A 20,777-nucleotide genomic window follows, 5' to 3' on the forward strand; every position below is an offset into this window, starting at 1 on the left:
TCAGTCACCGGATAGGTCGACTGATCCACCGCTTTCGCGAGCAAGCCCGCTCCCACATTTGATCTCCTGTGTTTGTTAGTGCGCGGTAGCTTGTAGGCCCGCTAGCAACAGGCGCTGATACAAGTCCTCCTTCAACCCCTCCGGCTTATCCAGTCGCATCCGTACCAAATGCTCGGGAAACGCTTCCGGCTCCGGTGCATCCAGCGCCGCCTTGCCCAGCTCCAGAATCTCCGTCAGCTTGAATTTGCTCTTGAGCCAGTTCAACGCCCGCAACAAATCCCGCTCTTCATCCGTGAAGTCACTGCCGAGCGGATACTCCGGGAACAGCCGTGGATGCCGCGCCTGAATCCCCTGCAGACGCTCCGGCGTGTTGTCGGCAAACCGCGGATCCAGCTGGAAATCCTTCGGCAACTTCCCGGCCTTCTGCGCCTGTTCGATCAAATCTTCCTGGAACCGTGAGTCGGTGATATTCAGCAGCGCCTCGATTACCCTGGCATCGGTCTGCCCACGTAAATCCGCGATGCCGTATTCGGTGATGACGATGTCTCGCAGGTGCCGGGGAATCGTGCAGTGCCCGTATTCCCAGACGATATTGGAACTGACCTCGCCGCCCGATTCGCGCCAGCTGCGCAGGATCAGGATCGAGCGCGCGCCTTCCAGCGCATGGCCCTGGGCGACAAAGTTGTATTGCCCGCCAACACCGCTGAGCACGCGGCCGTCTTCCAACTGGTCGGCCACGCCCGCGCCCAACAGGGTCACGGTAAACGCGCTGTTGATGAAGCGCGCATCCAGGCGCTGCAAACGCTTGAGTTCTTCCTGGCCGTACAGCTCGTTGATGTAGCTGATGCGGGTCATGTTGAATTCCAGGCGCTTGCTCTGCGGCAAGTCCCGCAAACGCTCGTAAAAGCTACGAGGCCCGAGGAAGAAGCCGCCATGCACCGAGATACCGTCGGTCTGTGCCGCTTCGTCCAGGGTGCCGGCGTTGGCCCGCTCCTGGGTCGCGACGTCCGGGTATACCTTGCGCCGCACAATCCCGGCATCGGCCAGCACCAGCAGGCCGTTGACGAACATTTCGCTGCAACCGTACAGCCCACGGGCAAACGGTGCGACGCCGCCTTCGTGGCTGATCAGCGGTGCCCATTGGTACACATCCAGGTCGGTAAGCAACAGGCGATACGCCTCGTTATCGGCCTGGCGCGCCAGCAAGGCCGCAGTCAGTGCATCGCCCATGGAGCCGATGCCGATCTGCAAGGTACCGCCGTCGCGCACCAGGGTGCTGGCGTGCAAACCGATAAAGTGATCCTGGAAACCCACCGGCATGTTCGGGGTGGAGAACAGCGTGGTGCTGTCCTTCTCGTCGATCAGGAAGTCGAACTCATCCATGCCCAGCTCGGCGTCGCCGGGCATGTAGGGCAAATCACTGTGAACCTGGCCCACCACCAGGATGGTTTCACCGGCCTCGCGGCGCTTGGCGATCATCGGCAACAGGTCGAGGGTGATGTCGGGGTTGCAGCTCAGGCTCAGGCGATCCGGATGTTCGGCGCTGCTGGCCACCAATTGCGCGACGAGGTTCAGGCCGGCGGCATTGATATCACGGGCAGCGTGGCTGTAGTTGCTGCTGACGTAATCCTGCTGCGCCGAAAGGCTGTGAAGCAAACTGCCGGGCTGCATGAAGAACTGCTGCACGTGAATGTTCGACGGCAGGCTGTCCTTGCGCAGTGCGGCGAGGAAGTCCAGCTCGGGATAGTCACCGAAGACCCGTTCGATAAAGGGCTCGAGAAAGCGCTTCTGCAAACCATCGCCCAAGGTAGGGCGACCCAGGGCCAGGGCTGTGTAGATGGTCAGCGCCCGGTCCGGCAACTTGGCGATACGCCGGTACAGCGCGTTGACGAACAGGTTGGGTTTGCCCAGGCCCAGGGGCATGCCCATGTGAATATGCGCCGGCAGCCGTGCCAGTACGTCGTCGACTGCTTGCTCGATTGAACACAACTGCACCATCCGACTTCTCCCGAACATTCCATGAATTGGGGTTGGACCGAGCTTGCCGGGTCTTTGCTGCAAAGAACAGCCTCAAAAGGCAAATCGCGGGCACAAAAAAGCCGCTGGTCAGCGGCTCTTTTGGCGAAGATCGGTTTATTTCAGACCCGACATCTTCTCGATCGCGCCTTTAAGCTCGGCATCCGAGCAATCGGCGCAGGTGCCTTTTGGCGGCATGGCGTTCAGACCGGTAATGGCCTTGGCCAGCAGGCCATCGAGGCCACCCTGATGGTCCGCGCGGTCTTTCCAGGCGGCGGTGTCACCGATTTTCGGTGCGCCCAACAGGCCGGTACCGTGGCAAGCGTTGCAGTGCTTGGCGATTACGTCATCCGGCGATTTCGCACCGCCGCCGCCGCCCGCAGCCACTGCCACTTCCATCCCCTTGCACTCTTGCCCCTGGACGCACACCTGGCCTACAGGCTCCAGGCGCTTGGCAATATCATCATTGGTCGCAGCTTGAGCGCTGACAGCCCATAGGGCCAGTACGGTTGCTGGTGCAGCCAGCATTTTCATAATTAGGTTCACGCGTTCACCCTCAATGGTGGCTATTCACGCCTGCGGCCACGGTTTCGCAGGCGGCGAAAGTATAACGGTTAGCCCGCCCCGCCGAAACAACCCTATTAACCAAGGGGAGATTCAGCAAGACAGAATGCTGCTACGGGCGTCTCTGCGACATAGGCAGGACGCCTCTTTTCTTAAAAGTTCGCGGGTGTGGCTGCGCTGATTAGTCGCGCCGGCACTTCGAACGGATTGCGAAAACGGTGCGGCTTGGTGCTTTCAAAGTAGTAGCTATCGCCGGCTTCGAGCACAAAAGTTTCAAGGCCGACCACCAGTTCCAGGCGACCTTCCACCAGGATCCCGGTTTCCTCGCCCTCGTGGGTGAGCATCTCTTCGCCGGTATCAGCACCTGGCGGGTAGATCTCGTTGAGGAACGCAATCGCCCGGCTCGGATGCGCGCGGCCCACCAGTTTCATGGTGACGGCGCCGTCGGAGATATCGATCAGCTCATTGGCTTTATAGACGATCTGGGTCGGTTTTTCCTGGAGGATCTCCTCGGAAAAGAACTCCACCATCGACATGGGAATGCCGCCCAGCACCTTGCGCAAGGAGCTGATGGAGGGGCTGACACTGTTTTTTTCGATCATCGAAATGGTGCTGTTGGTGACGCCCGCGCGCTTGGCTAGCTCACGCTGGGAAAGACCTTTCAGTTTACGGATGGATTGCAGTCGTTCGCCGACGTCCAATGCAGGAGCCTCCTAGGATTCAGGCGTTGTTGTAATTGAGCGTTATCATGGCGACAGCGTTCAGTATTTACAACACTTTGGCCTAAATCCCGGGATCTGCCATTCGTGGGTGCCGCTCAAGCGCCGGAATAGAGCCGTGGCACTCGGCGCAGGTTGCAGAAGATCTGGTACGGAATGGTGTCGGCGGCGGTGGCAACGTCACTGGCGAGGATGTTTTTGCCCCACAATTCGACGGTGGAACCGAGCCCGGCCTGGGGCACGTCGGTCAGGTCGACACACAGCATGTCCATCGACACACGGCCCAGCAACTGGCTGCGCTGGCCGGCCACCAGCACCGGGGTGCCGGTGGGTGCGTGGCGCGGGTAGCCGTCGGCGTAGCCCATGGCAACTACCCCGATGCGCATCGGTTTCGGGGTAATGAACCTGGCGCCGTAGCCCACAGGTTCGCCGGCCGGCAGTTCACGTACGCAGATGACTTTCGATTCGAGGGTCATCACCGGCTGCAAACGCGCGGCGATGGCCTGGCCTTCGCCAAACGGCGTGGCGCCGTAGAGCATGATGCCCGGGCGTACCCAGTCACTGGAAACGTTCGGCCAGCCCAGCACCGACGGCGAGTTGCGCAGGCTGACCTGGGCCGACAAGCCCTGGCGCGCCGCTTCAAACACCGCCACTTGCTCTTCGCTGCTGGTGCTGTCCAGCTCATCGGCGCGGGCGAAGTGGCTCATCAGCACGATCTTCGCGACTTTGCCGCTGGCCAGCAGGCGCTGGTAAGCGTCGTGATAATCCTTGGGGTGCAAGCCAACGCGGTGCATGCCCGAATCAAGCTTGAGCCAGACGGTCAGCGGCTTGCTGAGTTGCGCCTGTTCAATCGCGTCCAGCTGCCACAGCGAATGCACCACGCACCAGAAATCATGCTCGATGATCAGCGGCAGCTCGTCGGCTTCGAAAAAACCTTCGAGCAACAGCACCGGCCCGCGAATCCCGGCGGCCCGCAGCTCCAGCGCTTCCTCGATGCAGGCCACGGCAAACCCGTCCGCCTCGGCTTCCAGCGCCTGGGCAACACTCACGGCACCGTGGCCGTAGGCATCGGCCTTGATCACGGCGAGGGCCTTGGCCCCACCCGTGACTTCACGGGCCAGTTGGTAGTTATGGCGTAGGGCTTGGAGGTCGATCAGGGCACGGGCAGGACGCATGGCGGCAGGCTTCTAGGCGGCGGTGGGAAGAAAAAACCGGTACCCGCTGACAACGCAGGCACCGGGAGAGGATTTTTTGCTTACGGCAGAGCGGCCACAACCGACAGCTCCACCAGGATTTCCGGTTCGCAGAGTTTCGCTTCAACCGTGGCACGGGCCGGCGCGACGCCTTTTGGCAGCCACTTGTCCCATACCGCGTTCATCCCGGCGAAATCGGCGTCAATGTCTTTCAGGTAGATGGTCACCGACAGCAGCTTGGTCTTGTCGGTACCGGCCAGGTCCAGCAAACGCTCAATATTGACGAGGGTTTCGCGGGTCTGCTGTTCAATCCCGGCACTCATGTCGTCGCCGACCTGCCCTGCCAGATACACGGTACCGCTGTGAACAACGATCTGGCTCATGCGCTCATTGGTGAGCTGGCGCTGGATTGACATGTTTTGCAGACTCCTGGTGGTTGCCATAACGGGAAATATCGAGGCCTTCGGCACTGATTTGCGGGGTTTTCTTCGCCATCAGGTCGGCCAGCAAACGACCAGAGCCACAGGCCATGGTCCAACCGAGGGTGCCGTGGCCGGTGTTCAGGAACAGGTTTTTGAACGGGGTAGCACCGACAATCGGCGTGCCGTCTGGCGTGGTCGGGCGCAGGCCGGTCCAGAAACTGGCCTGGCTCAAATCACCGCCCTGAGGATAAAGGTCGTTGACGATCATCTCCAGGGTTTCCCGCCGACGCGGGTTCAGCGACAGGTCAAAACCGGCTATCTCAGCCATGCCACCGACGCGGATACGGTTGTCGAAACGGGTGATCGCGACCTTGTAGGTCTCATCGAGAATGGTCGAGGTCGGGGCCATCGCCGGGTTGGTGATCGGCACGGTCATCGAGTAACCCTTGAGCGGGTACACCGGCGCCTTGATTCCCAGTGGCTTGAGCAGCTTCGGCGAGTAGCTGCCGAGGGCCAGAACGTAGCGGTCGGCAGTTTCCAGCTTGCCGTCGATCCACACGCCGTTGATCCGGTCACCGGCGTAGTCCAGGCGCTGGATATCTTGCTCGAAGCGGAATTCGACACCCAGTTGCTTGCACATGTCGGCAAGGCGGGTGGTAAACATCTGACAGTCGCCGGTTTGGTCGTTCGGCAGGCGCAGGGCACCGGCAAGAATATCGGTGACGCTCGCCAGGGCCGGCTCGACGCGGGCAATCCCGGCGCGGTCCAGCAGCTCGTAAGGCACACCGGACTCTTTCAATACCGCGATGTCCTTGGCAGCACCGTCCAGTTGAGCCTGCGTACGGAACAGCTGGGTAGTCCCCAAAGTGCGCCCTTCGTAGGCGATGCCGGTCTCGGCACGCAGCTCGTCGATGCAATCGCGGCTGTATTCGGACAGGCGCACCATACGCTCCTTGTTCACCGCATAACGGCTGGCGGTGCAGTTGCGCAGCATCTGCGCCATCCACAGGTACTGGTCGATATCGGCGGTGGCCTTGATCGCCAGGGGCGCATGGCGCTCCAGCAACCATTTGATAGCCTTGAGCGGCACACCCGGCGCAGCCCATGGCGAGGCGTAGCCCGGCGAGATCTGCCCGGCGTTGGCGAAACTGGTCTCCATGGCCACAGCCGGCTGACGGTCGACCACGACCACTTCAAAACCAGCTCGTGCCAAATAGTAGGCACTGGCCACGCCAATGACACCGCTACCCAAGACCAGAACGCGCATTTTTATTCCCTCATCACGGCTTGACCGCTGACGTTTGTTGTTCAGCACAAAGATGTGGGCAGTATAAAAAGCAATCACCAGTGCATTTCACTATATAACTGCCTATATTTGGCGACAATTCTCGGCAAAAACCCTTTTCACGGAGGAGCATCCCCTATGCGGACCAACACTCAGACCAAGCGGGAGCTGGACAAGATCGACCGCAACATCCTGCGCATCCTGCAGGCCGACGGGCGAATTTCGTTTACTGAACTGGGGGAAAAGGTCGGGCTGTCGACCACGCCGTGCACCGAGCGGGTCCGGCGCCTGGAGCGCGAAGGGATCATCATGGGCTACAACGCCCGGCTCAACCCGCAGCATTTGAAGGGTAGCCTGCTGGTGTTTGTCGAGATCAGCCTCGACTACAAGTCCGGCGACACCTTTGAAGAATTCCGACGCGCCGTGCTGAAACTGCCCCACGTGCTGGAGTGCCACCTGGTGTCGGGGGATTTCGACTACCTGGTGAAGGCACGCATTTCGGAGATGGCGTCGTACCGCAAATTGCTCGGCGATATCCTGCTCAAGCTGCCCCACGTACGGGAGTCCAAGAGCTATATCGTGATGGAAGAGGTGAAAGAGAGCCTGAACCTGCCGATCCCGGATTAAGACAGCACCACAGGCCAATGTGGGAGCGGGGACATCCGCTAGACCAATACCTGACGCGTCGACGCCATGTACGCATGAATCTGCTTTTCCACCCGTGGGTGGATCAACTCCACCGGGCGGCGGTCGTTGGGGCATGGCAAGGTCGGCGTGGTGCCGAACAAGCGGCAAATCAGCGGGCGCTCGTCGTACACGGTGCAGCCATTGGGGCCGAGGTGCACGCAGTTGAGTTCGTCCATCGCCGCTTCCTGCTCGGCAGCGGTCTTGCGCGGCAGGCGCGACATTTCCTCGGGGGACGTGGTCACCGGCCCACAGCAGTCGTGGCAACCCGGGACACACTCGAACGAGGGAATCTGCCGGCGCAGCGCGTTGACTTTCTGACTGTTGCAACTCATCGACACAGGGACCGAACGGCGAATAGGCGTGGATTCTGCCCTAAAAGCCCCCGGTGAGACAGCTTCGCCCGACCGCTGTATCCTGCGTCAAATTTTCCAAACAGGGATGCTCCCCATGACCGCCAGCGCCCGGCACGCCAATTCCTACTACGCCGCCAGCAGTTTCCCGCAGCCTGATTATCCGGTGCTGACAGGTGAAATCGTGGCCGATGTGTGCGTGGTCGGCGGCGGCTTTTCGGGGCTCAACACCGCTCTGGAACTGGCCGAACGGGGTTTCAGCGTGGTCCTGCTGGAAGCCCGCAAGATTGCCTGGGGCGCCAGCGGGCGCAATGGCGGGCAACTGATTCGTGGCGTCGGTCATGGCCTGGATCAGTTCACCAACGTCATCGGCGCCGAGGGCGTGCGCCAGATGAAACTGATGGGCCTGGAAGCCGTGGAAATCGTACGCCAGCGGGTCGAACGTTCGCAGATCGCCTGCGACCTGACCTGGGGCTACTGCGACCTGGCCAACAAACCCCGCGACCTGGAACACCTGGCCGCCGACGCCGAAGAGCTGCAAGGCCTTGGCTATCGCCATGAAGTGCGCCTGCTGCAAGCCAGCGAGATGCGCAGTGTGATCGGCTCCAACCGCTATGTTGGCGGCATGATCGACATGGGCTCCGGCCACCTGCACCCGCTGAACCTGGCCCTCGGCGAGGCAGCCGCTGCACAGCGGTTGGGCGTCCAGTTGTTCGAGCATTCCGAAGCGGTGCGGATCGATTACGGCCCGGAGGTCAACGTTCACACCGCCCAGGGCAATGTGCGCGCCAAGACCCTGGTGCTGGGCTGCAATGCTTATTTGAACGGCCTCAACCCGCATCTGAGCGGCAAGGTGCTGCCCGCCGGCAGCTACATCATCGCCACCGAGCCCTTGAGCGAAGCCCAGGCAGCCGAGTTGCTGCCGCAAAACATGGCGGTGTGTGACCAGCGGGTGACGGTGGATTACTTCCGGCTGTCAGCCGACCGACGCTTGCTGTTCGGCGGTGCCTGCCATTACTCCGGACGGGATCCGAAGGACATCGGTGCCTATATGCGTCCGAAAATGCTGCAGGTGTTCCCACAACTGGCCAACGTGAAAATCGACTACCAGTGGGGCGGGATGATCGGCATTGGCGCCAACCGCCTGCCGCAGATTGGCCGACTGGCCGACCAGCCCAATGTGTATTTCGCCCAGGCCTATGCCGGCCATGGCCTCAACGCCACCCACCTGGCAGGCAAACTGTTGGGCGAAGCCATCAGCGGCCAGCAAAGCGGGCGCTTTGATCTGTTTGCCAAGGTGCCGCACATCACTTTCCCGGGCGGCAAGCATTTGCGCTCGCCGCTGCTGGCGCTGGGAATGCTCTGGCACCGATTGAAAGAACTGGTCTGAATCAGCCGCGCCAGAAGGGCTTCAAGCCTTCCCGGCGCGCCTGCTCGGCACTCAGGCCCACGTCTCGCAGTTGCTCGGGGGTCAGCTCCAGCAAGGTTTTGCGCGTATGCATGCGGTGCCAGAACAACGCCCATGAACTGAGTGTGGGGGCCTTGGTACGCGCCGCCATGCGCCGCTCCTGCCCGGCTTCCAGTTCCTGACTGTGTAACGCCAACCGCACATCGCTCATACCGCTCATTTTCCTGCCCCTCATTAACGTGTTGCCATGAGTACGTAGGATGAGCCGGCGCGTAAAACCATGACAGATTCAACCACCCTGTATTAAATCCATACAGATACTGCCTATCGGCCGCTGAATCCTGTATTTTCGGCCTATCTGTACTGGTAACCGGGAAGCACCGCCATGACCCTATACGTCAACCTCGCCGAACTGTTGGGCACGCGCATCGAGCAGGGCTTCTATCGCCCGGGCGACAGATTGCCGTCAGTTCGGGCCTTGAGTGTGGAGCATGGGGTCAGCCTGAGCACCGTGCAGCAGGCCTACCGCTTACTGGAAGACAACGGCCTGGCGATGCCCAAACCCAAATCCGGCTACTTCGTACCGGTGGGCCGCGACTTGCCGGCATTGCCCGCCGTAGGCCGCCCGGCCCAGCGCCCGGTGGAAATTTCCCAGTGGGACCAAGTGCTGGAGCTGATCCGCGCGGTGCCACGCAAAGACGCCATACAGTTGGGCCGGGGCATGCCGGATGTATTGTCGCCGACCATGAAACCCCTGCTACGCAGCCTCGCCCGGATCAGTCGGCGCCAGGACATGCCGGGGCTGTATTACGACACTATCCATGGCAACCTGGACCTGCGTGAACAGATTGCCCGCCTGATGCTCGATTCAGGCTGCCAACTGACGCCCCAGGACCTGGTGATCACCACCGGCTGCCACGAGGCCCTGTCCGCCAGCATCCACGCCATTTGCGAGCCCGGCGACATCGTTGCCGTCGACTCGCCAAGCTTCCACGGCGCCATGCAAACCCTGAAGGGCCTGGGCATGAAAGCCCTGGAAATCCCCACCGACCCACTCACCGGTATCAGCCTGGAAGCGCTGGAACTGGCACTGGAACAATGGCCGATCAAAGTCATACAGTTGACCCCCAACTGCAACAACCCACTGGGCTACATCATGCCGGAGTCGCGCAAACGCGCACTGCTGACCCTGGCCCAGCGCTTTGACGTGGCGATCATCGAAGACGACGTGTATGGCGAACTGGCCTACAGCTACCCGCGGCCACGCACCATCAAGTCCTTCGACGAAGATGGCCGCGTCGTACTGTGCAGCTCTTTCTCGAAGACCCTCGCACCCGGCCTGCGGATTGGCTGGGTCGCACCCGGTCGCTATCTGGAGCGTGTGCTGCACATGAAATACATCAGCACCGGCTCCACCGCGACCCAGCCGCAGATCGCGATTGCCGAGTTTCTGAAAGGTGGGCATTTCGAGCCACATTTGCGGCGGATGCGCACGCAATACCAGCGCAATCGCGACCTGATGCTCGATTGGGTCAGCCGCTATTTCCCGGCAGGCACCCGCGCCAGCCGCCCCCAGGGCAGTTTCATGCTGTGGGTGGAACTGCCGGAAGGCTTCGATACCCTGAAACTCAACCGGCTGCTGGTGGATGAAGGTGTACAGATTGCCGTGGGAAGTATCTTTTCCGCCTCCGGCAAGTACAGGAACTGCCTGCGCATGAACTACGCTGCCAAACCAACGCCGCAGATTGAAGAGGCTGTACGCAAGGTCGGCGCGACCGCCATCCGGTTGCTGGCCGAAGCGATGGACTGACCTTTTACAGGAAATAGCCGTCATATGCCGACAATCGCCCTGATTCGGAACCCATGTCATTGATGACCCACCGGCTATTACCGTTTTTCCTGCTGGGCATCCTGGCCCTGGGCGGCTGCGCCACCATCGACGCGCCACGCACACCCAGCGAGGCGCTGCCGGCCAGCGAATCTTCCTTCGGCCGCTCGATCCAGGCCCAGGCCGCACCCTACAAAGGCCGCTCCGGGTTCCGCCTGCTGCCCAACAGCAGCGAAGCCTTCATGGCCCGCGCCGAACTGATCCGCAACGCCCAGACCAGCCTCGACTTGCAGTACTACATCGTCCACGACGGCATCAGCACCCGCATGCTCGTGGATGAACTGCTCAAGGCCGCCGACCGTGGCGTGCGCGTGCGCATCCTGCTGGACGACACCACCAGCGACGGCCTGGACCAGATCATCGCCACCCTCGCCGCCCACCCGCAGATCCAGATTCGCCTGTTCAACCCGCTGCACCTGGGCCGCAGCACCGGCGTGACGCGGGCCATGGCACGGCTGTTCGACCTGTCGCTGCAACACCGGCGCATGCACAACAAGCTGTGGCTGGCAGACAACAGCGTGGCCATCGTCGGCGGGCGCAACCTGGGGGATGAGTATTTCGACGCCGAGCCCAACCTCAACTTCACCGATATCGACATGCTCAGCGTGGGCCCGGTGGCCGAGCAACTCGGCCACAGTTTCGATCAGTACTGGAACAGTGCCCTGAGCAAACCCATTGGTGACTTCGTCAGCAGCGCTTCCAAAGGCGACCTGGCCAGTGCCCGCGTACGCCTGGAAGATTCCCTTGCCGAGTCTCGCCAACAAAACCATGCCCTGTACAACCGCCTGCGCACCTACAAGACCCAGCCGCGCATGGACATCTGGCGTCGCGAGCTGATCTGGGCCTGGAACCAGGCGCTGTGGGATGCGCCGAGCAAGGTGCTGGCCAAGGCCGATCCGGATCCACGGCTGCTGCTGACCACCCAACTGGCGCCCGAGCTGGAAGGTGTCAGCCATGAGCTGATGATGATTTCGGCTTACTTCGTTCCAGGCCAGCCTGGCCTGGTATACCTGACCGGTCGCGCGGACGCCGGTGTATCGGTAAGCCTGCTGACCAATTCCCTGGAAGCCACCGACGTACCGGCCGTGCACGGCGGTTATGCGCCCTATCGCAAGGCGCTGCTGGAACACGGGGTGAAGCTATACGAGTTGCGTCGCCAGCCGGGAGACGGTGGCGGCAGCGGACCTCATCTGTTCCGCAAAGGTACATTCCACGGTTCGGATTCCAGCCTGCACAGCAAGGCGATCATCTTTGATCGGGAGAAATCCTTCATCGGCTCATTCAACTTCGACCCGCGCTCGGTGCTGTGGAACACCGAAGTCGGGGTGCTGGTGGACAGTCCCGAACTGGCGGAACACGTGCGCAACCTGGCACTGGAGGGCATGGCGCCCCCGTTGAGCTATCAGGCGAAGCTGCAGGATGGCCAGGTGGTATGGGTGACCGAAGACAACGGCCAACTGCACACCCTGACCCGCGAACCCGGCAGTTGGTGGCGCCGGTTCAATGCCTGGTTTGCTACATCCGTCGGGCTGGAACGCATGCTTTAAGAACAGCGACGGGACCTGTGGGAGCTGGCTTGCCTGCGATGGCGGAGTGTCAGTTTACGTATCCGGTGCTGACACTCCGCCATCGCGGGCAAGCCCGGCTCCCACAGGTGATCGCATTTCAAGTTCAGGCGGGTTGTGCGGCGCCGAACGCACCTTGGCGCAGCAACAGGATCACCAACCCCAACGCCCCCGCCGCCATCAACAACGGCAACGCATGCCCGCTGATCCACTGGCTGCCGGCACCGGCCACCAGCGGGCCGATCAGGCAGCCAATGCCCCACAGCTGCGCGATATGCGCATTGGCGCGCACCAGTGCGTCGTCGCGGTAGCGCTCGCCAATCAGGATCAGCGACAGGGTGAATAACCCGCCGGCGCTGGCCCCGAACAGCACCCACACCGGCCAGATCATCAGCGTATCGAGCAACAGCGGAATCGCCAGGCTCGTCACCAGCAGCATCAGCGCGCAGCCGAGAAACAGCGTGCGCCGAGGCAGGTAGTCCGCCAGCGCGCCAATCGGCAGTTGCAGCAACGCATCACCGACCACCACCGTGCTGACCATCGCCAGGGCAATCTCGGCGGTGAAACCCTGTTGCAGGCAATACACCGGCAACAACGTAAGAATCATCGCCTCGAATGCGGCGAACAACGCCACCGCCCAGGCAATCGCCGGCAAGCCCTGGCAGAAGCGCAGCAGGTCGCCAAAGGTCACGCTGAAAGACTCGGCAGTCGGCGCACCGGAACGGCCCAGCAGCAGGATCGGCGAGCACGTCAGCAGGCCGACACCCACCCAGAAGCCAATATCGTTGTCCGTACCCAGCGCGCCCAGCAACAACGGGCCCGACAGCTGGCTCAAGGCATAGCTGCAGCCATACAGCGCCACCAGACGGCCGCGCCAGCGTTCGATCACCAGTTGGTTGATCCAGCTTTCGCCGAGGATAAACACGATGGTCAGGATCACCCCGATCATCAGCCGCAACACCAGCCATACCGAGTAGCTGGGCAATACCGCCAGCAAGCCGATGGAAATCGCCCCCGCCCACAGGCACAGGCGCATCAGGTTCGCCGTGCCCAGGCGCGAGGCCAGGCCGCTGGAGACCTTGGCACCCAGTAGCACACCGAAGGCCGGCATCGCCGCCATGACTCCGATGGCGAAGCTGCCATAGCCCCAGCTTTCCAGGCGCAGGGACACCAACGGCATGCTCACGCCCAAGGCCAGGCCCACGCTCAAGACCGACGCCAACACGGCGAAATAGGTCGCCCAACGCATTTCCACGCTCCTGTGGATTATTTGGAGATCACACAAAACAGTGTGGGAGCGGGCTTGCTCGCGAATGCGGTGTCCCCATCCCTCCATCCGCGAATTTTCTCCCCCCCTCTCTCGCCAGTCAATACATCAGCGACTGTGATACCTCATTCGCGAGCAAGCCCGCTCCCACATTTTTTTCAGCGGTGTTCCTAGAAGCTTACAACTTGATCCAGGTCGCCTTCAGCTCGGTGTACTTGTCGAACGCGTGCAGCGACTTGTCGCGGCCGTTACCCGACTGCTTGAAACCACCGAACGGTGCGGTCATGTCGCCGCCATCGTACTGGTTGACCCACACGCTGCCGGCACGCAGTGCCTTGGCGGTCAGGTGTGCCTTGGAGATGTTCGACGTCCACACCGCAGCGGCCAGGCCGTATTGGGTGTCGTTGGCGATCGCAATGGCTTCTTCCACGCTGTCGAAGGCAATCACCGACAGCACCGGGCCGAAGATTTCTTCCTGGGCGATCTTCATGGCGTTGGTCACGCCGTCGAAAATCGTCGGCTCCACATAGGTGCCACCGCTTTCCTGCAGCGTGCGCTTGCCGCCGGCCACCAGCTTGGCGCCATCGGCATGCCCGGCTTCGATGTACGACAGCACGGTGTTCATCTGCTGGGTGTCCACCAGCGCACCGACCGTGGTGGCCGGGTCCAGCGGGTTGCCCGGCTTCCAGGCCTTGAGGGCCTCGATCACCAGCGGCAGGAATTTATCCTTGATCGAACGCTCCACCAGCAGGCGCGAACCGGCGGTGCACACTTCGCCCTGGTTGAAGGCGATGGCGCCAGCCGCGGATTCGGCGGCGGCTTGCAGGTCCGGGGCATCGGCAAACACGATGTTCGGGCTCTTGCCACCAGCTTCCAGCCAGACGCGCTTCATGTTCGACTCGCCGGAGCGAATCAGCAGTTGCTTGGCGATCTTGGTGGAACCGGTGAACACCAGGGTGTCGACGTCCATGTGCAGCGCCAGGGCGTTGCCCACGGTATGGCCATAACCCGGCAGCACGTTGAACACGCCTTTCGGGATGCCGGCCTCAACCGCGAGGGCAGCGATGCGGATGGCGGTCAGCGGTGATTTTTCAGATGGCTTGAGGATCACCGAGTTACCGGTGGACAACGCCGGCCCGAGTTTCCAGCAGGCCATCATCAGCGGGAAGTTCCACGGCACGATGGCCGCGACAACGCCGACGGGCTCACGGGTCACCAGGCCCAGCTGGTCGTGAGGGGTGGCTGCGACTTCATCGTAGATCTTGTCGATGGCCTCGCCGCTCCAGCTCAGCGCTTGCGCCGCGCCTGGGACGTCGATGTTCAGGGAGTCGCTGATCGGCTTGCCCATGTCCAGGGTTTCAAGCAGTGCCAGCTCTTCGGCGTTGGCCTTGAGCAGGCCGGCGAAACGGATCATGGTGGCTTTGCGCTTGGCTGGCGCCAGGCGCGACCAGGCACCGGAATTGAACGTGGCACGGGCGTTTTCTACGGCACGCTGGGCGTCGGCGACGTCACAGCTGGCAACGGTTGCCAGCAGGCGGCCATCGACTGGGCTCAGGCATTCGAACGTGTCGCCGGAAACGGCGGCGGTGTATTCGCCATTGATGTAGGCGCGGCCTTCGATCTTCAGATCCTTGGCGCGTTGTTCCCAGTCGGCACGGGTCAGGGTGGTCATGCGAGTGTCCTCCTCTTATTGAATACAAGGGCCGGGCGATGTACCCAGGCACCTTCGAAGAATTCTTGCCCGGCCAGCCAGCTGTTCGGCTCAAGGCAGCTGCCACCCTAAACCAGCGGCGATGGATGTTTCAATATATTTGACATAACGGCAGCAAACGCCCTTGCGATGTTCATTTTAATAAACATAGACTTTGAGCTCTCCAACCGCAGGCCAGACGGGACACGCCCATGAACATCCAGAATATCGTCGACTTCAGCCAGGCCAGGACCGAGCCAGATCGCTACCGTCCGGCTGCGGAGAAAATCCTCAAGGGCGACCCGGAGCAAACCGTCTACAACCACTACAACAGTCCGTGCGGCCAGATGAGCGCCGGGGTCTGGGAAGGTGAAGTCGGACAGTGGAAGGTCAACTACACCGAGCATGAGTATTGCGAGATCGTGCAGGGTGTTTCGGTGTTGCGCGATGCCGACGGCAACGCCAAGACCTTGCGGGCCGGTGATCGCTTCGTCATTCCGGCCGGCTTCAGCGGCACCTGGGAAGTGCTGGAACCCTGCCGCAAGATCTACGTGGTGTTCGAAGAAAAGGCCTGATCATTTAACAGGCACAAAAAAAAGCCCGCATCGTGAGATACGGGCTTTTTTTCACAAGAAAGAAAACCAATTACTTGATTTTGCCTTCTTTGTAGATCACGTGCTTGCGAACGCGCGGGTCGAACATTTTCTTTTCGAGCTTGTCCGGGGTAGTACGCTTGTTCTTGTCGGTAGTGTAGAAGTGACCAGTACCGGCGCTAGAGATCATTCGAATCAATTCACGCATGATTTAGCTCCTTAGATTTTGCCGTCGCGGCGCAGTTCGGCCAGCACGACAGTGATGCCGCGCTTGTCGATAACACGCATGCCTTTGGCAGATACGCGCAGACGAACAAAACGTTTCTCTTCTTCAACCCAAAAGCGGTGATGCTGCAGGTTTGGCAGGAAACGACGACGGGTTTTGTTGTTTGCGTGGGAAATATTATTCCCAGTCACCGGACCCTTACCGGTAACTTGACAGACTCTCGACATGCCTCAGCCCTCTAAAACCACATGCCCAACCCGGCATGGGTTGGCCGCTTAATCTCTCAGTCATTTGGCGCCAGGCGCCGCGTTTCTTTAGGGTCTTACCGGCTACACCTACTAGCGAAGGAACCGGGCCCCTAGAAAAGAGCGCTGCTTTATACCAGAAAGACCCCAGTGCAACAACAGGCCGTGTACTTTTATACGCGTAAATCCAGGCCATGGACGCCTGAACCGTTGCCAGGGTGGGCCGCTATAGAAGCTAACCGCTCGTCGCACAGAATGATTTACAGCGCCCGCGCGCACTGCAAAGTGCTCGGCAAAACGACCTGAGGCGCCATCAAAACAGTATTTGCGGCAAAAGCACAGGCAAAAATGGGCTAGTCATTTGTCAATCAGCCCACTACGGTAGGACTTTTCCAGACTGCACTCGCAGATGGGCCTTCGATCTGCAAAGGAAACCGAATATGCGCCTCGCTGCCCTACCGCTATTGCTAGCCCCTCTTTTTATTGCTGCACACGCCCAGGCGGCCACTACCCTGAGCGTCTGCACCGAAGCCAGCCCCGAAGGCTTCGACGTGGTGCAATACAACTCGCTGACCACCACCAACGCCTCGGCAGACGTATTGATGAACCGCCTGGTGGACTTCGACGCCACCAGCGGCAAGCTGGTCCCGAGCCTCGCGGACAGCTGGGAAGTGTCGCCGGACGGCCTCACCTACACCTTCAAGCTGCACCCGGACGTTAAATTCCACCGCACTGACTACTTCACGCCAAGCCGCAGCCTGACCGCCGAAGACGTGCGCTTCAGCTTCGAGCGCATGCTCGACCCGGCCAACCCCTGGCACAAGATCGCCCAGAGCGGCTTCCCCCACGCCCAGTCGCTGCAGTTGCCCACGCTGATCAAGAAGATCGACGCCCTCGACCCGCTGACCGTGCGCTTCACCCTGGACCACGCCGATTCGACCTTCCTCGCCGCCTTGAGCATGGGCTTTGCCTCGATCTACCCGGCGGAATATGCCGACAAACTGCTCAAGGCCGGCACCCCGGAGAAGCTCAACAGCCAGCCTATCGGCACCGGGCCGTTCATTTTCGGGCGCTTCCAGAAGGACGCGACGATTCGCTACAAGGCCAACCCGGATTACTTCGCCGGCAAGCCTGCGGTAGATAACCTGATCTTTGCGATCACCCCGGACGCCAACGTGCGCCTGCAGAGACTGCGTCGCGACGAGTGCCAGATCGCCTTGTCGCCCAAGCCCCTGGATATTGATGCCGCCCAGAAAGACGCCGACCTGAAGATCGAGAAAACCGCGGCCTTCATGACCGCGTTTGTCGCCATCAACAGCCAGCATCCGCCACTGGACAAGCCGGAAGTTCGCCAGGCGATCAACCTGGCCTTCGACAAGGCCAGCTATCTGAAGGCCGTATTCGAAGGCACCGCCGAAGCCGCCAACGGCCCTTACCCACCCAATACCTGGAGCTATGCCAAGGACCTGCCGGGCTATCCGCAGGACATTGCCAAGGCCAAGCAACTGCTGGATCGCGCCGGGCTCAAGGATGGCTTCAAGACCACGATCTGGACCCGGCCGTCGGGCAGCCTGCTGAACCCCAACCCCAGCCTGGGCGCACAACTGCTGCAGGCGGACCTGGCCAAGGTCGGCATCCAGGCTGAAATCCGTGTGATCGAGTGGGGCGAACTGATCCGCCGCGCCAAGGCCGGCGAGCACGACTTGCTGTTCATGGGCTGGGCCGGTGACAACGGCGACCCGGATAACTTCCTGACGCCGCAGTTCTCCTGCGCAGCCGTGAAGTCCGGCACCAACTTTGCCCGCTACTGCGACCCGGCGCTGGACAAGCTGATCAGCGCCGGCAAGACCACCAGCGAACAAGGCGTGCGCAGCAAGCTGTACCAGCAGGCCCAGGCGCAGATCCAGCAACAGGCGCTCTGGCTGCCACTGGCGCACCCGACCGCGTTTGCGCTGACCCGCAAGAATGTCGAGGGGTATCAGGTGAGCCCGTTCGGGCGCCAGGATTACTCCAAGGTCAGCGTCAAGCCCTGACCCCTGCCAGGGGCTGGCATGCCAGCCCCTACATCCACCCAAATTCCGCCATCGACAGCGGGTCACCCTCCCCCACAATGATGTGGTCCAGCACACGCACGTCCACCATCTCCAGCGCCTTTTGCAGCACCTTGGTCAATTTTCGATCAGCGATGCTGGGCTCGGGGCTGCCGGAAGGATGGTTGTGGCACAGGATCAGCGCCGCGGCGTTGTAGTCCAGCGCGCGCTTCACCACTTGTCGCGGGTAGACGATGGCGTTGTCGATGGTGCCTTGAAACAGCTTTTCGAAACCCAGCACTCGATGCTTGGCGTCGAGAAACAGGCAGCCGAATATCTCGTGAGGCTCGTGGCGCAGCAGTGCCTTGAGGTAGTCGCGCACGGCCTCCGGGCTTTCCAGCACCGAATCGTTGCGCAGGCGTTCAGCCAAATGACGGCGCGCCATCTCCAGTACGGCTTGAAGCTGGGCGAACTTCGCCGGCCCCAACCCCAAATGCTGGCTGAACACCGGCTGCCTCGCCTCCATCAGCGCCCGAAGGCTGCCAAATTGCGCCAGCAGATGGCGCGCCAGGTCCACGGCACTTTTGCCTGACACCCCGGTGCGCAGGAAAATCGCCAGCAATTCCGCGTCGGAAAGGTTCTCCGCTCCCAGCTCCAACAGCTTCTCCCGCGGACGCTCTGCCGCAGGCCAATCGCGAATACTCATGGCACCTCCGTGTGCATGTGCGCCGCTGTTGCATGGCGGACGCTGTGGTATCTTAGGCCATCTTTTTGCGTGCGATTTCACCTGGGGAGGGGGCATCGCAACGCCATCACTGAACTGGAAAGGCAAGCCAATGCAGCGTCTGTATCGGAAACGCATCGTTCTCGGCGTCGGCGGCGGCATTGCCGCCTACAAGAGCGCAGAGCTGGTTCGCAGGCTTCTCGACCAAGGCGCCGAAGTGCGCGTGGTCATGACCCGTGGCGGCAGTGAATTCATCACCCCGTTGACCATGCAGGCCTTGTCCGGCCACCCGGTTCACCTCGACCTGCTGGACCCTGCGGCCGAAGCCGCCATGGGCCACATCGAGCTGGCCAAGTGGGCCGACCTGGTGCTGATCGCCCCGGCCACCGCCGACCTGATCGCCCGCCTGGCCCAAGGCATTGCCGACGACCTGCTGACCACCCTGGTACTGGCCACCGACGCCACCGTCGCGATCGCCCCGGCCATGAACCAGGCCATGTGGCGCGACCCGGCCACCCAGGCCAACACCCAACTCCTGCAAAGCCGCGGCCTCAAGGTTTTCGGCCCGGCCTCCGGCAGCCAGGCCTGCGGCGACGTGGGCATGGGCCGCATGCTCGAAGCCACCGACCTGGCCCACTGCGCCGCCGACTGCTTCCAGCACCTGGCCCTGACCGGCAAGCACGTGCTGATCACCGCCGGCCCGACCCAGGAAAACATCGACCCGGTGCGCTACATCACCAACCATAGCTCAGGAAAAATGGGCTTTGCCCTGGCGGAAGCGGCGGTCGAGGCAGGCGCCCGTGTGACGTTGATCACCGGCCCGGTGCATCTGCCGACCCCGGATCGCGTCACCCGAATCGACGTAGTCAGCGCCCGCGACATGCTGGCGGCCTGTGAAGCGGCGATTCCCTGCGACCTGTTCATCGCTTCGGCTGCGGTAGCGGACTACCGCCCCGAGGTGGTTGCGCCGCAGAAACTCAAGAAAGACCCTACAAGCGGCGACGGCCTGCTCCTGCAAATGGTCCGTAACCCGGACATCCTGGCGACCATCGCCACCCGTGAGGACCGCCCGTTCAGCGTCGGTTTTGCTGCCGAAACCGAGCATTTGCTGGACTATGCCGCACGCAAATTGAAAGACAAAAACCTCGACCTGATTGTCGCCAACGATGTCGCCAACCCGAGCATCGGCTTCAACAGCGAGGAAAATGCCATCAGCGTGATCGACCGCGAGTTGCACGCTACCGTTTTCGCCCAGACCAGCAAGGGCAAGATTGCCCGCCAACTGATCTCTTTTATCGCCCAACGGCTGAACCAGGTTTAATTTCCATGCACGCTTTGCAAGCCAAGATCCTCGACCCCCGCATCGGCAACGAATTCCCGCTGCCGGCCTACGCCACACCAGGCTCCGCCGGCCTCGACCTGCGCGCCATGCTCAAGCAGGACACCGTGCTTGAACCAGGCCAGACCATTCTGATTCCGACAGGCCTGTCGATCTACGTGGGCGACCCGGGCCTGGCGGCGCTGATCCTGCCGCGCTCCGGCCTGGGCCACAAACACGGCATCGTCCTCGGCAACCTGGTGGGGCTGATCGACTCGGACTACCAGGGCGAGTTGATGGTGTCCTGCTGGAACCGTGGCCAGACCGCGTTCAATATCGCCGTCGGCGAGCGCATTGCCCAACTCGTGCTGGTACCGGTGGTGCAGGCGCACTTCGAGCTGGTCGAAGAGTTCGACGAAACACAACGCGGCGCAGGTGGCTTCGGGCATTCCGGCAGCCACTGACTAAGCTGAATTGACTTAGCCGAACAAGCCGGGTGCCTCACCCGGCCTGATGCCAACGCATGGCCTTTCAGGATGAAGAATGCGCGGAACTTACCAGCAAGGTTTCCCCAGTGAAATCAGGGC

At 61.6% G+C, this 20,777-nt stretch carries 21 protein-coding genes; 8 read left to right on the forward strand and 13 right to left on the reverse strand.

Annotated features, from left to right (window positions below; all coding sequences use genetic code 11):
* Positions 1-75 precede the first annotated feature (75 nt).
* From ACW9I6_RS04330 to dadA, 6 genes are all read right to left on the reverse strand, one after another.
* Complete coding sequence (locus tag ACW9I6_RS04330; RefSeq protein WP_003208758.1) at positions 76-1,998, reverse strand: acetyl-CoA hydrolase/transferase C-terminal domain-containing protein; 1,923 nt, start codon at positions 1,996-1,998, stop codon at positions 76-78.
* A gap of 135 nt (positions 1,999-2,133) precedes the next feature.
* Positions 2,134-2,550: a c-type cytochrome gene (locus ACW9I6_RS04335; RefSeq protein ID WP_008439417.1), complete on the reverse strand. Its 417-nt coding sequence runs from the start codon at positions 2,548-2,550 to the stop codon at positions 2,134-2,136.
* A gap of 182 nt (positions 2,551-2,732) precedes the next feature.
* On the reverse strand, positions 2,733-3,281 hold the full coding sequence (locus ACW9I6_RS04340; protein WP_003208755.1) for a cupin domain-containing protein: 549 nt from the start codon (positions 3,279-3,281) through the stop codon (positions 2,733-2,735).
* A gap of 116 nt (positions 3,282-3,397) precedes the next feature.
* The gene (gene alr / locus ACW9I6_RS04345) at positions 3,398-4,474 is read right to left on the reverse strand and encodes an alanine racemase (RefSeq protein ID WP_457338932.1); all 1,077 of its coding nucleotides are present in this window, start codon (positions 4,472-4,474) and stop codon (positions 3,398-3,400) included.
* Between the two features lie 80 nt (positions 4,475-4,554).
* Entirely contained in the window at positions 4,555-4,908 is a 354-nt protein-coding gene (locus ACW9I6_RS04350) for a RidA family protein (protein ID WP_003208752.1), read from the reverse strand.
* Complete coding sequence (dadA, locus tag ACW9I6_RS04355; RefSeq protein ID WP_003208750.1) at positions 4,880-6,181, reverse strand: D-amino acid dehydrogenase; 1,302 nt, start codon at positions 6,179-6,181, stop codon at positions 4,880-4,882. The genes ACW9I6_RS04350 and dadA overlap by 29 nt, the downstream gene beginning before the upstream one ends.
* A gap of 156 nt (positions 6,182-6,337) precedes the next feature.
* On the opposite strand from dadA, the gene ACW9I6_RS04360 reads away from it, so the two are divergent.
* Positions 6,338-6,826: an Lrp/AsnC ligand binding domain-containing protein gene (locus ACW9I6_RS04360; protein WP_003206849.1), complete on the forward strand. Its 489-nt coding sequence runs from the start codon at positions 6,338-6,340 to the stop codon at positions 6,824-6,826.
* Between the two features lie 38 nt (positions 6,827-6,864).
* Here the strand turns inward: ACW9I6_RS04360 and ACW9I6_RS04365 are convergent, their stop codons facing one another.
* Complete coding sequence (locus ACW9I6_RS04365; RefSeq protein ID WP_003208747.1) at positions 6,865-7,218, reverse strand: YkgJ family cysteine cluster protein; 354 nt, start codon at positions 7,216-7,218, stop codon at positions 6,865-6,867.
* 115 nt (positions 7,219-7,333) lie between these two features.
* Here ACW9I6_RS04365 and ACW9I6_RS04370 point away from each other — a divergent pair, with 115 nt between their 5' ends.
* A complete protein-coding gene (locus ACW9I6_RS04370; protein ID WP_457338933.1) occupies positions 7,334-8,626 on the forward strand; it encodes an NAD(P)/FAD-dependent oxidoreductase in 1,293 nt (430 codons plus the stop codon).
* 1 nt (position 8,627) lies between these two features.
* Here ACW9I6_RS04370 and ACW9I6_RS04375 read toward each other — a convergent pair whose 3' ends face one another.
* Positions 8,628-8,864, reverse strand: a complete 237-nt coding sequence (locus ACW9I6_RS04375; protein ID WP_023659297.1) for a DUF1127 domain-containing protein — start codon at positions 8,862-8,864, stop codon at positions 8,628-8,630.
* A 165-nt stretch (positions 8,865-9,029) separates the two neighbouring features.
* Between ACW9I6_RS04375 and ACW9I6_RS04380 the strand changes: the two genes are divergently transcribed.
* Entirely contained in the window at positions 9,030-10,454 is a 1,425-nt protein-coding gene (locus tag ACW9I6_RS04380; RefSeq protein ID WP_177116587.1) for an aminotransferase-like domain-containing protein, read from the forward strand.
* A gap of 62 nt (positions 10,455-10,516) precedes the next feature.
* Positions 10,517-12,079, forward strand: a complete 1,563-nt coding sequence (locus ACW9I6_RS04385) for a phospholipase D family protein (RefSeq protein WP_003208738.1) — start codon at positions 10,517-10,519, stop codon at positions 12,077-12,079.
* A 124-nt stretch (positions 12,080-12,203) separates the two neighbouring features.
* Here the strand turns inward: ACW9I6_RS04385 and ACW9I6_RS04390 are convergent, their stop codons facing one another.
* Both ACW9I6_RS04390 and ACW9I6_RS04395 read right to left on the reverse strand, forming a co-directional pair.
* Complete coding sequence (locus ACW9I6_RS04390; RefSeq protein ID WP_457338934.1) at positions 12,204-13,346, reverse strand: MFS transporter; 1,143 nt, start codon at positions 13,344-13,346, stop codon at positions 12,204-12,206.
* 196 nt (positions 13,347-13,542) lie between these two features.
* Positions 13,543-15,036 (reverse strand): aldehyde dehydrogenase, encoded by a 1,494-nt coding sequence (locus ACW9I6_RS04395; RefSeq protein ID WP_003213259.1) that lies wholly within the window; start codon positions 15,034-15,036, stop codon positions 13,543-13,545.
* Positions 15,037-15,266: 230 nt separating this feature from the next.
* Here ACW9I6_RS04395 and ACW9I6_RS04400 point away from each other — a divergent pair, with 230 nt between their 5' ends.
* Positions 15,267-15,629, forward strand: coding sequence for a cupin domain-containing protein (locus ACW9I6_RS04400; RefSeq protein ID WP_003213261.1), 363 nt, complete (start codon positions 15,267-15,269; stop codon positions 15,627-15,629).
* Positions 15,630-15,699: 70 nt separating this feature from the next.
* Here the strand turns inward: ACW9I6_RS04400 and rpmG are convergent, their stop codons facing one another.
* The gene (gene rpmG, locus ACW9I6_RS04405; protein WP_003176906.1) at positions 15,700-15,855 is read right to left on the reverse strand and encodes a 50S ribosomal protein L33; all 156 of its coding nucleotides are present in this window, start codon (positions 15,853-15,855) and stop codon (positions 15,700-15,702) included.
* An 11-nt stretch (positions 15,856-15,866) separates the two neighbouring features.
* Positions 15,867-16,100: a 50S ribosomal protein L28 gene (gene rpmB, locus ACW9I6_RS04410; protein ID WP_003213263.1), complete on the reverse strand. Its 234-nt coding sequence runs from the start codon at positions 16,098-16,100 to the stop codon at positions 15,867-15,869.
* 458 nt (positions 16,101-16,558) lie between these two features.
* Between rpmB and ACW9I6_RS04415 the strand changes: the two genes are divergently transcribed.
* Positions 16,559-18,151 (forward strand): ABC transporter substrate-binding protein, encoded by a 1,593-nt coding sequence (locus tag ACW9I6_RS04415; RefSeq protein WP_008439424.1) that lies wholly within the window; start codon positions 16,559-16,561, stop codon positions 18,149-18,151.
* Between the two features lie 28 nt (positions 18,152-18,179).
* Here the strand turns inward: ACW9I6_RS04415 and radC are convergent, their stop codons facing one another.
* Positions 18,180-18,854 carry a RadC family protein gene (gene radC / locus ACW9I6_RS04420; RefSeq protein ID WP_087693709.1) on the reverse strand — a complete coding sequence of 225 codons (675 nt, stop codon included), beginning with the start codon at positions 18,852-18,854 and terminating at the stop codon, positions 18,180-18,182.
* A 130-nt stretch (positions 18,855-18,984) separates the two neighbouring features.
* Between radC and coaBC the strand changes: the two genes are divergently transcribed.
* Together coaBC and dut are read left to right on the forward strand one after the other, a co-directional pair.
* Positions 18,985-20,193 (forward strand): bifunctional phosphopantothenoylcysteine decarboxylase/phosphopantothenate--cysteine ligase CoaBC, encoded by a 1,209-nt coding sequence (gene coaBC, locus ACW9I6_RS04425; RefSeq protein ID WP_008439425.1) that lies wholly within the window; start codon positions 18,985-18,987, stop codon positions 20,191-20,193.
* Positions 20,194-20,198: 5 nt separating this feature from the next.
* Entirely contained in the window at positions 20,199-20,654 is a 456-nt protein-coding gene (gene dut, locus ACW9I6_RS04430; protein WP_003213270.1) for a dUTP diphosphatase, read from the forward strand.
* The last annotated feature ends 123 nt before the right edge of the window (positions 20,655-20,777 follow it).

It is taken from the genome of Pseudomonas sp. SDO5522_S412, assembly GCF_054071215.1.

What these genes read in the sequence shown, in the direction of transcription:
- ACW9I6_RS04330 (WP_003208758.1), bottom strand. Translation starts at nt 1,998, where the DNA reads ATGGTGCAGTTGTGTTCAATCGAGCAAGCAGTCGACGACGTACTGGCA.
- ACW9I6_RS04335 (WP_008439417.1), bottom strand. Translation starts at nt 2,550, where the DNA reads ATGAAAATGCTGGCTGCACCAGCAACCGTACTGGCCCTATGGGCTGTC.
- alr (WP_457338932.1), bottom strand. Translation starts at nt 4,474, where the DNA reads ATGCGTCCTGCCCGTGCCCTGATCGACCTCCAAGCCCTACGCCATAAC.
- ACW9I6_RS04350 (WP_003208752.1), bottom strand. Translation starts at nt 4,908, where the DNA reads ATGTCAATCCAGCGCCAGCTCACCAATGAGCGCATGAGCCAGATCGTT.
- dadA (WP_003208750.1), bottom strand. Translation starts at nt 6,181, where the DNA reads ATGCGCGTTCTGGTCTTGGGTAGCGGTGTCATTGGCGTGGCCAGTGCC.
- ACW9I6_RS04360 (WP_003206849.1), top strand. Translation starts at nt 6,338, where the DNA reads ATGCGGACCAACACTCAGACCAAGCGGGAGCTGGACAAGATCGACCGC.
- ACW9I6_RS04365 (WP_003208747.1), bottom strand. Translation starts at nt 7,218, where the DNA reads ATGAGTTGCAACAGTCAGAAAGTCAACGCGCTGCGCCGGCAGATTCCC.
- ACW9I6_RS04370 (WP_457338933.1), top strand. Translation starts at nt 7,334, where the DNA reads ATGACCGCCAGCGCCCGGCACGCCAATTCCTACTACGCCGCCAGCAGT.
- ACW9I6_RS04375 (WP_023659297.1), bottom strand. Translation starts at nt 8,864, where the DNA reads ATGAGCGGTATGAGCGATGTGCGGTTGGCGTTACACAGTCAGGAACTG.
- ACW9I6_RS04380 (WP_177116587.1), top strand. Translation starts at nt 9,030, where the DNA reads ATGACCCTATACGTCAACCTCGCCGAACTGTTGGGCACGCGCATCGAG.
- ACW9I6_RS04385 (WP_003208738.1), top strand. Translation starts at nt 10,517, where the DNA reads ATGACCCACCGGCTATTACCGTTTTTCCTGCTGGGCATCCTGGCCCTG.
- ACW9I6_RS04390 (WP_457338934.1), bottom strand. Translation starts at nt 13,346, where the DNA reads ATGCGTTGGGCGACCTATTTCGCCGTGTTGGCGTCGGTCTTGAGCGTG.
- ACW9I6_RS04395 (WP_003213259.1), bottom strand. Translation starts at nt 15,036, where the DNA reads ATGACCACCCTGACCCGTGCCGACTGGGAACAACGCGCCAAGGATCTG.
- ACW9I6_RS04400 (WP_003213261.1), top strand. Translation starts at nt 15,267, where the DNA reads ATGAACATCCAGAATATCGTCGACTTCAGCCAGGCCAGGACCGAGCCA.
- rpmG (WP_003176906.1), bottom strand. Translation starts at nt 15,855, where the DNA reads ATGCGTGAATTGATTCGAATGATCTCTAGCGCCGGTACTGGTCACTTC.
- rpmB (WP_003213263.1), bottom strand. Translation starts at nt 16,100, where the DNA reads ATGTCGAGAGTCTGTCAAGTTACCGGTAAGGGTCCGGTGACTGGGAAT.
- ACW9I6_RS04415 (WP_008439424.1), top strand. Translation starts at nt 16,559, where the DNA reads ATGCGCCTCGCTGCCCTACCGCTATTGCTAGCCCCTCTTTTTATTGCT.
- radC (WP_087693709.1), bottom strand. Translation starts at nt 18,854, where the DNA reads ATGAGTATTCGCGATTGGCCTGCGGCAGAGCGTCCGCGGGAGAAGCTG.
- coaBC (WP_008439425.1), top strand. Translation starts at nt 18,985, where the DNA reads ATGCAGCGTCTGTATCGGAAACGCATCGTTCTCGGCGTCGGCGGCGGC.
- dut (WP_003213270.1), top strand. Translation starts at nt 20,199, where the DNA reads ATGCACGCTTTGCAAGCCAAGATCCTCGACCCCCGCATCGGCAACGAA.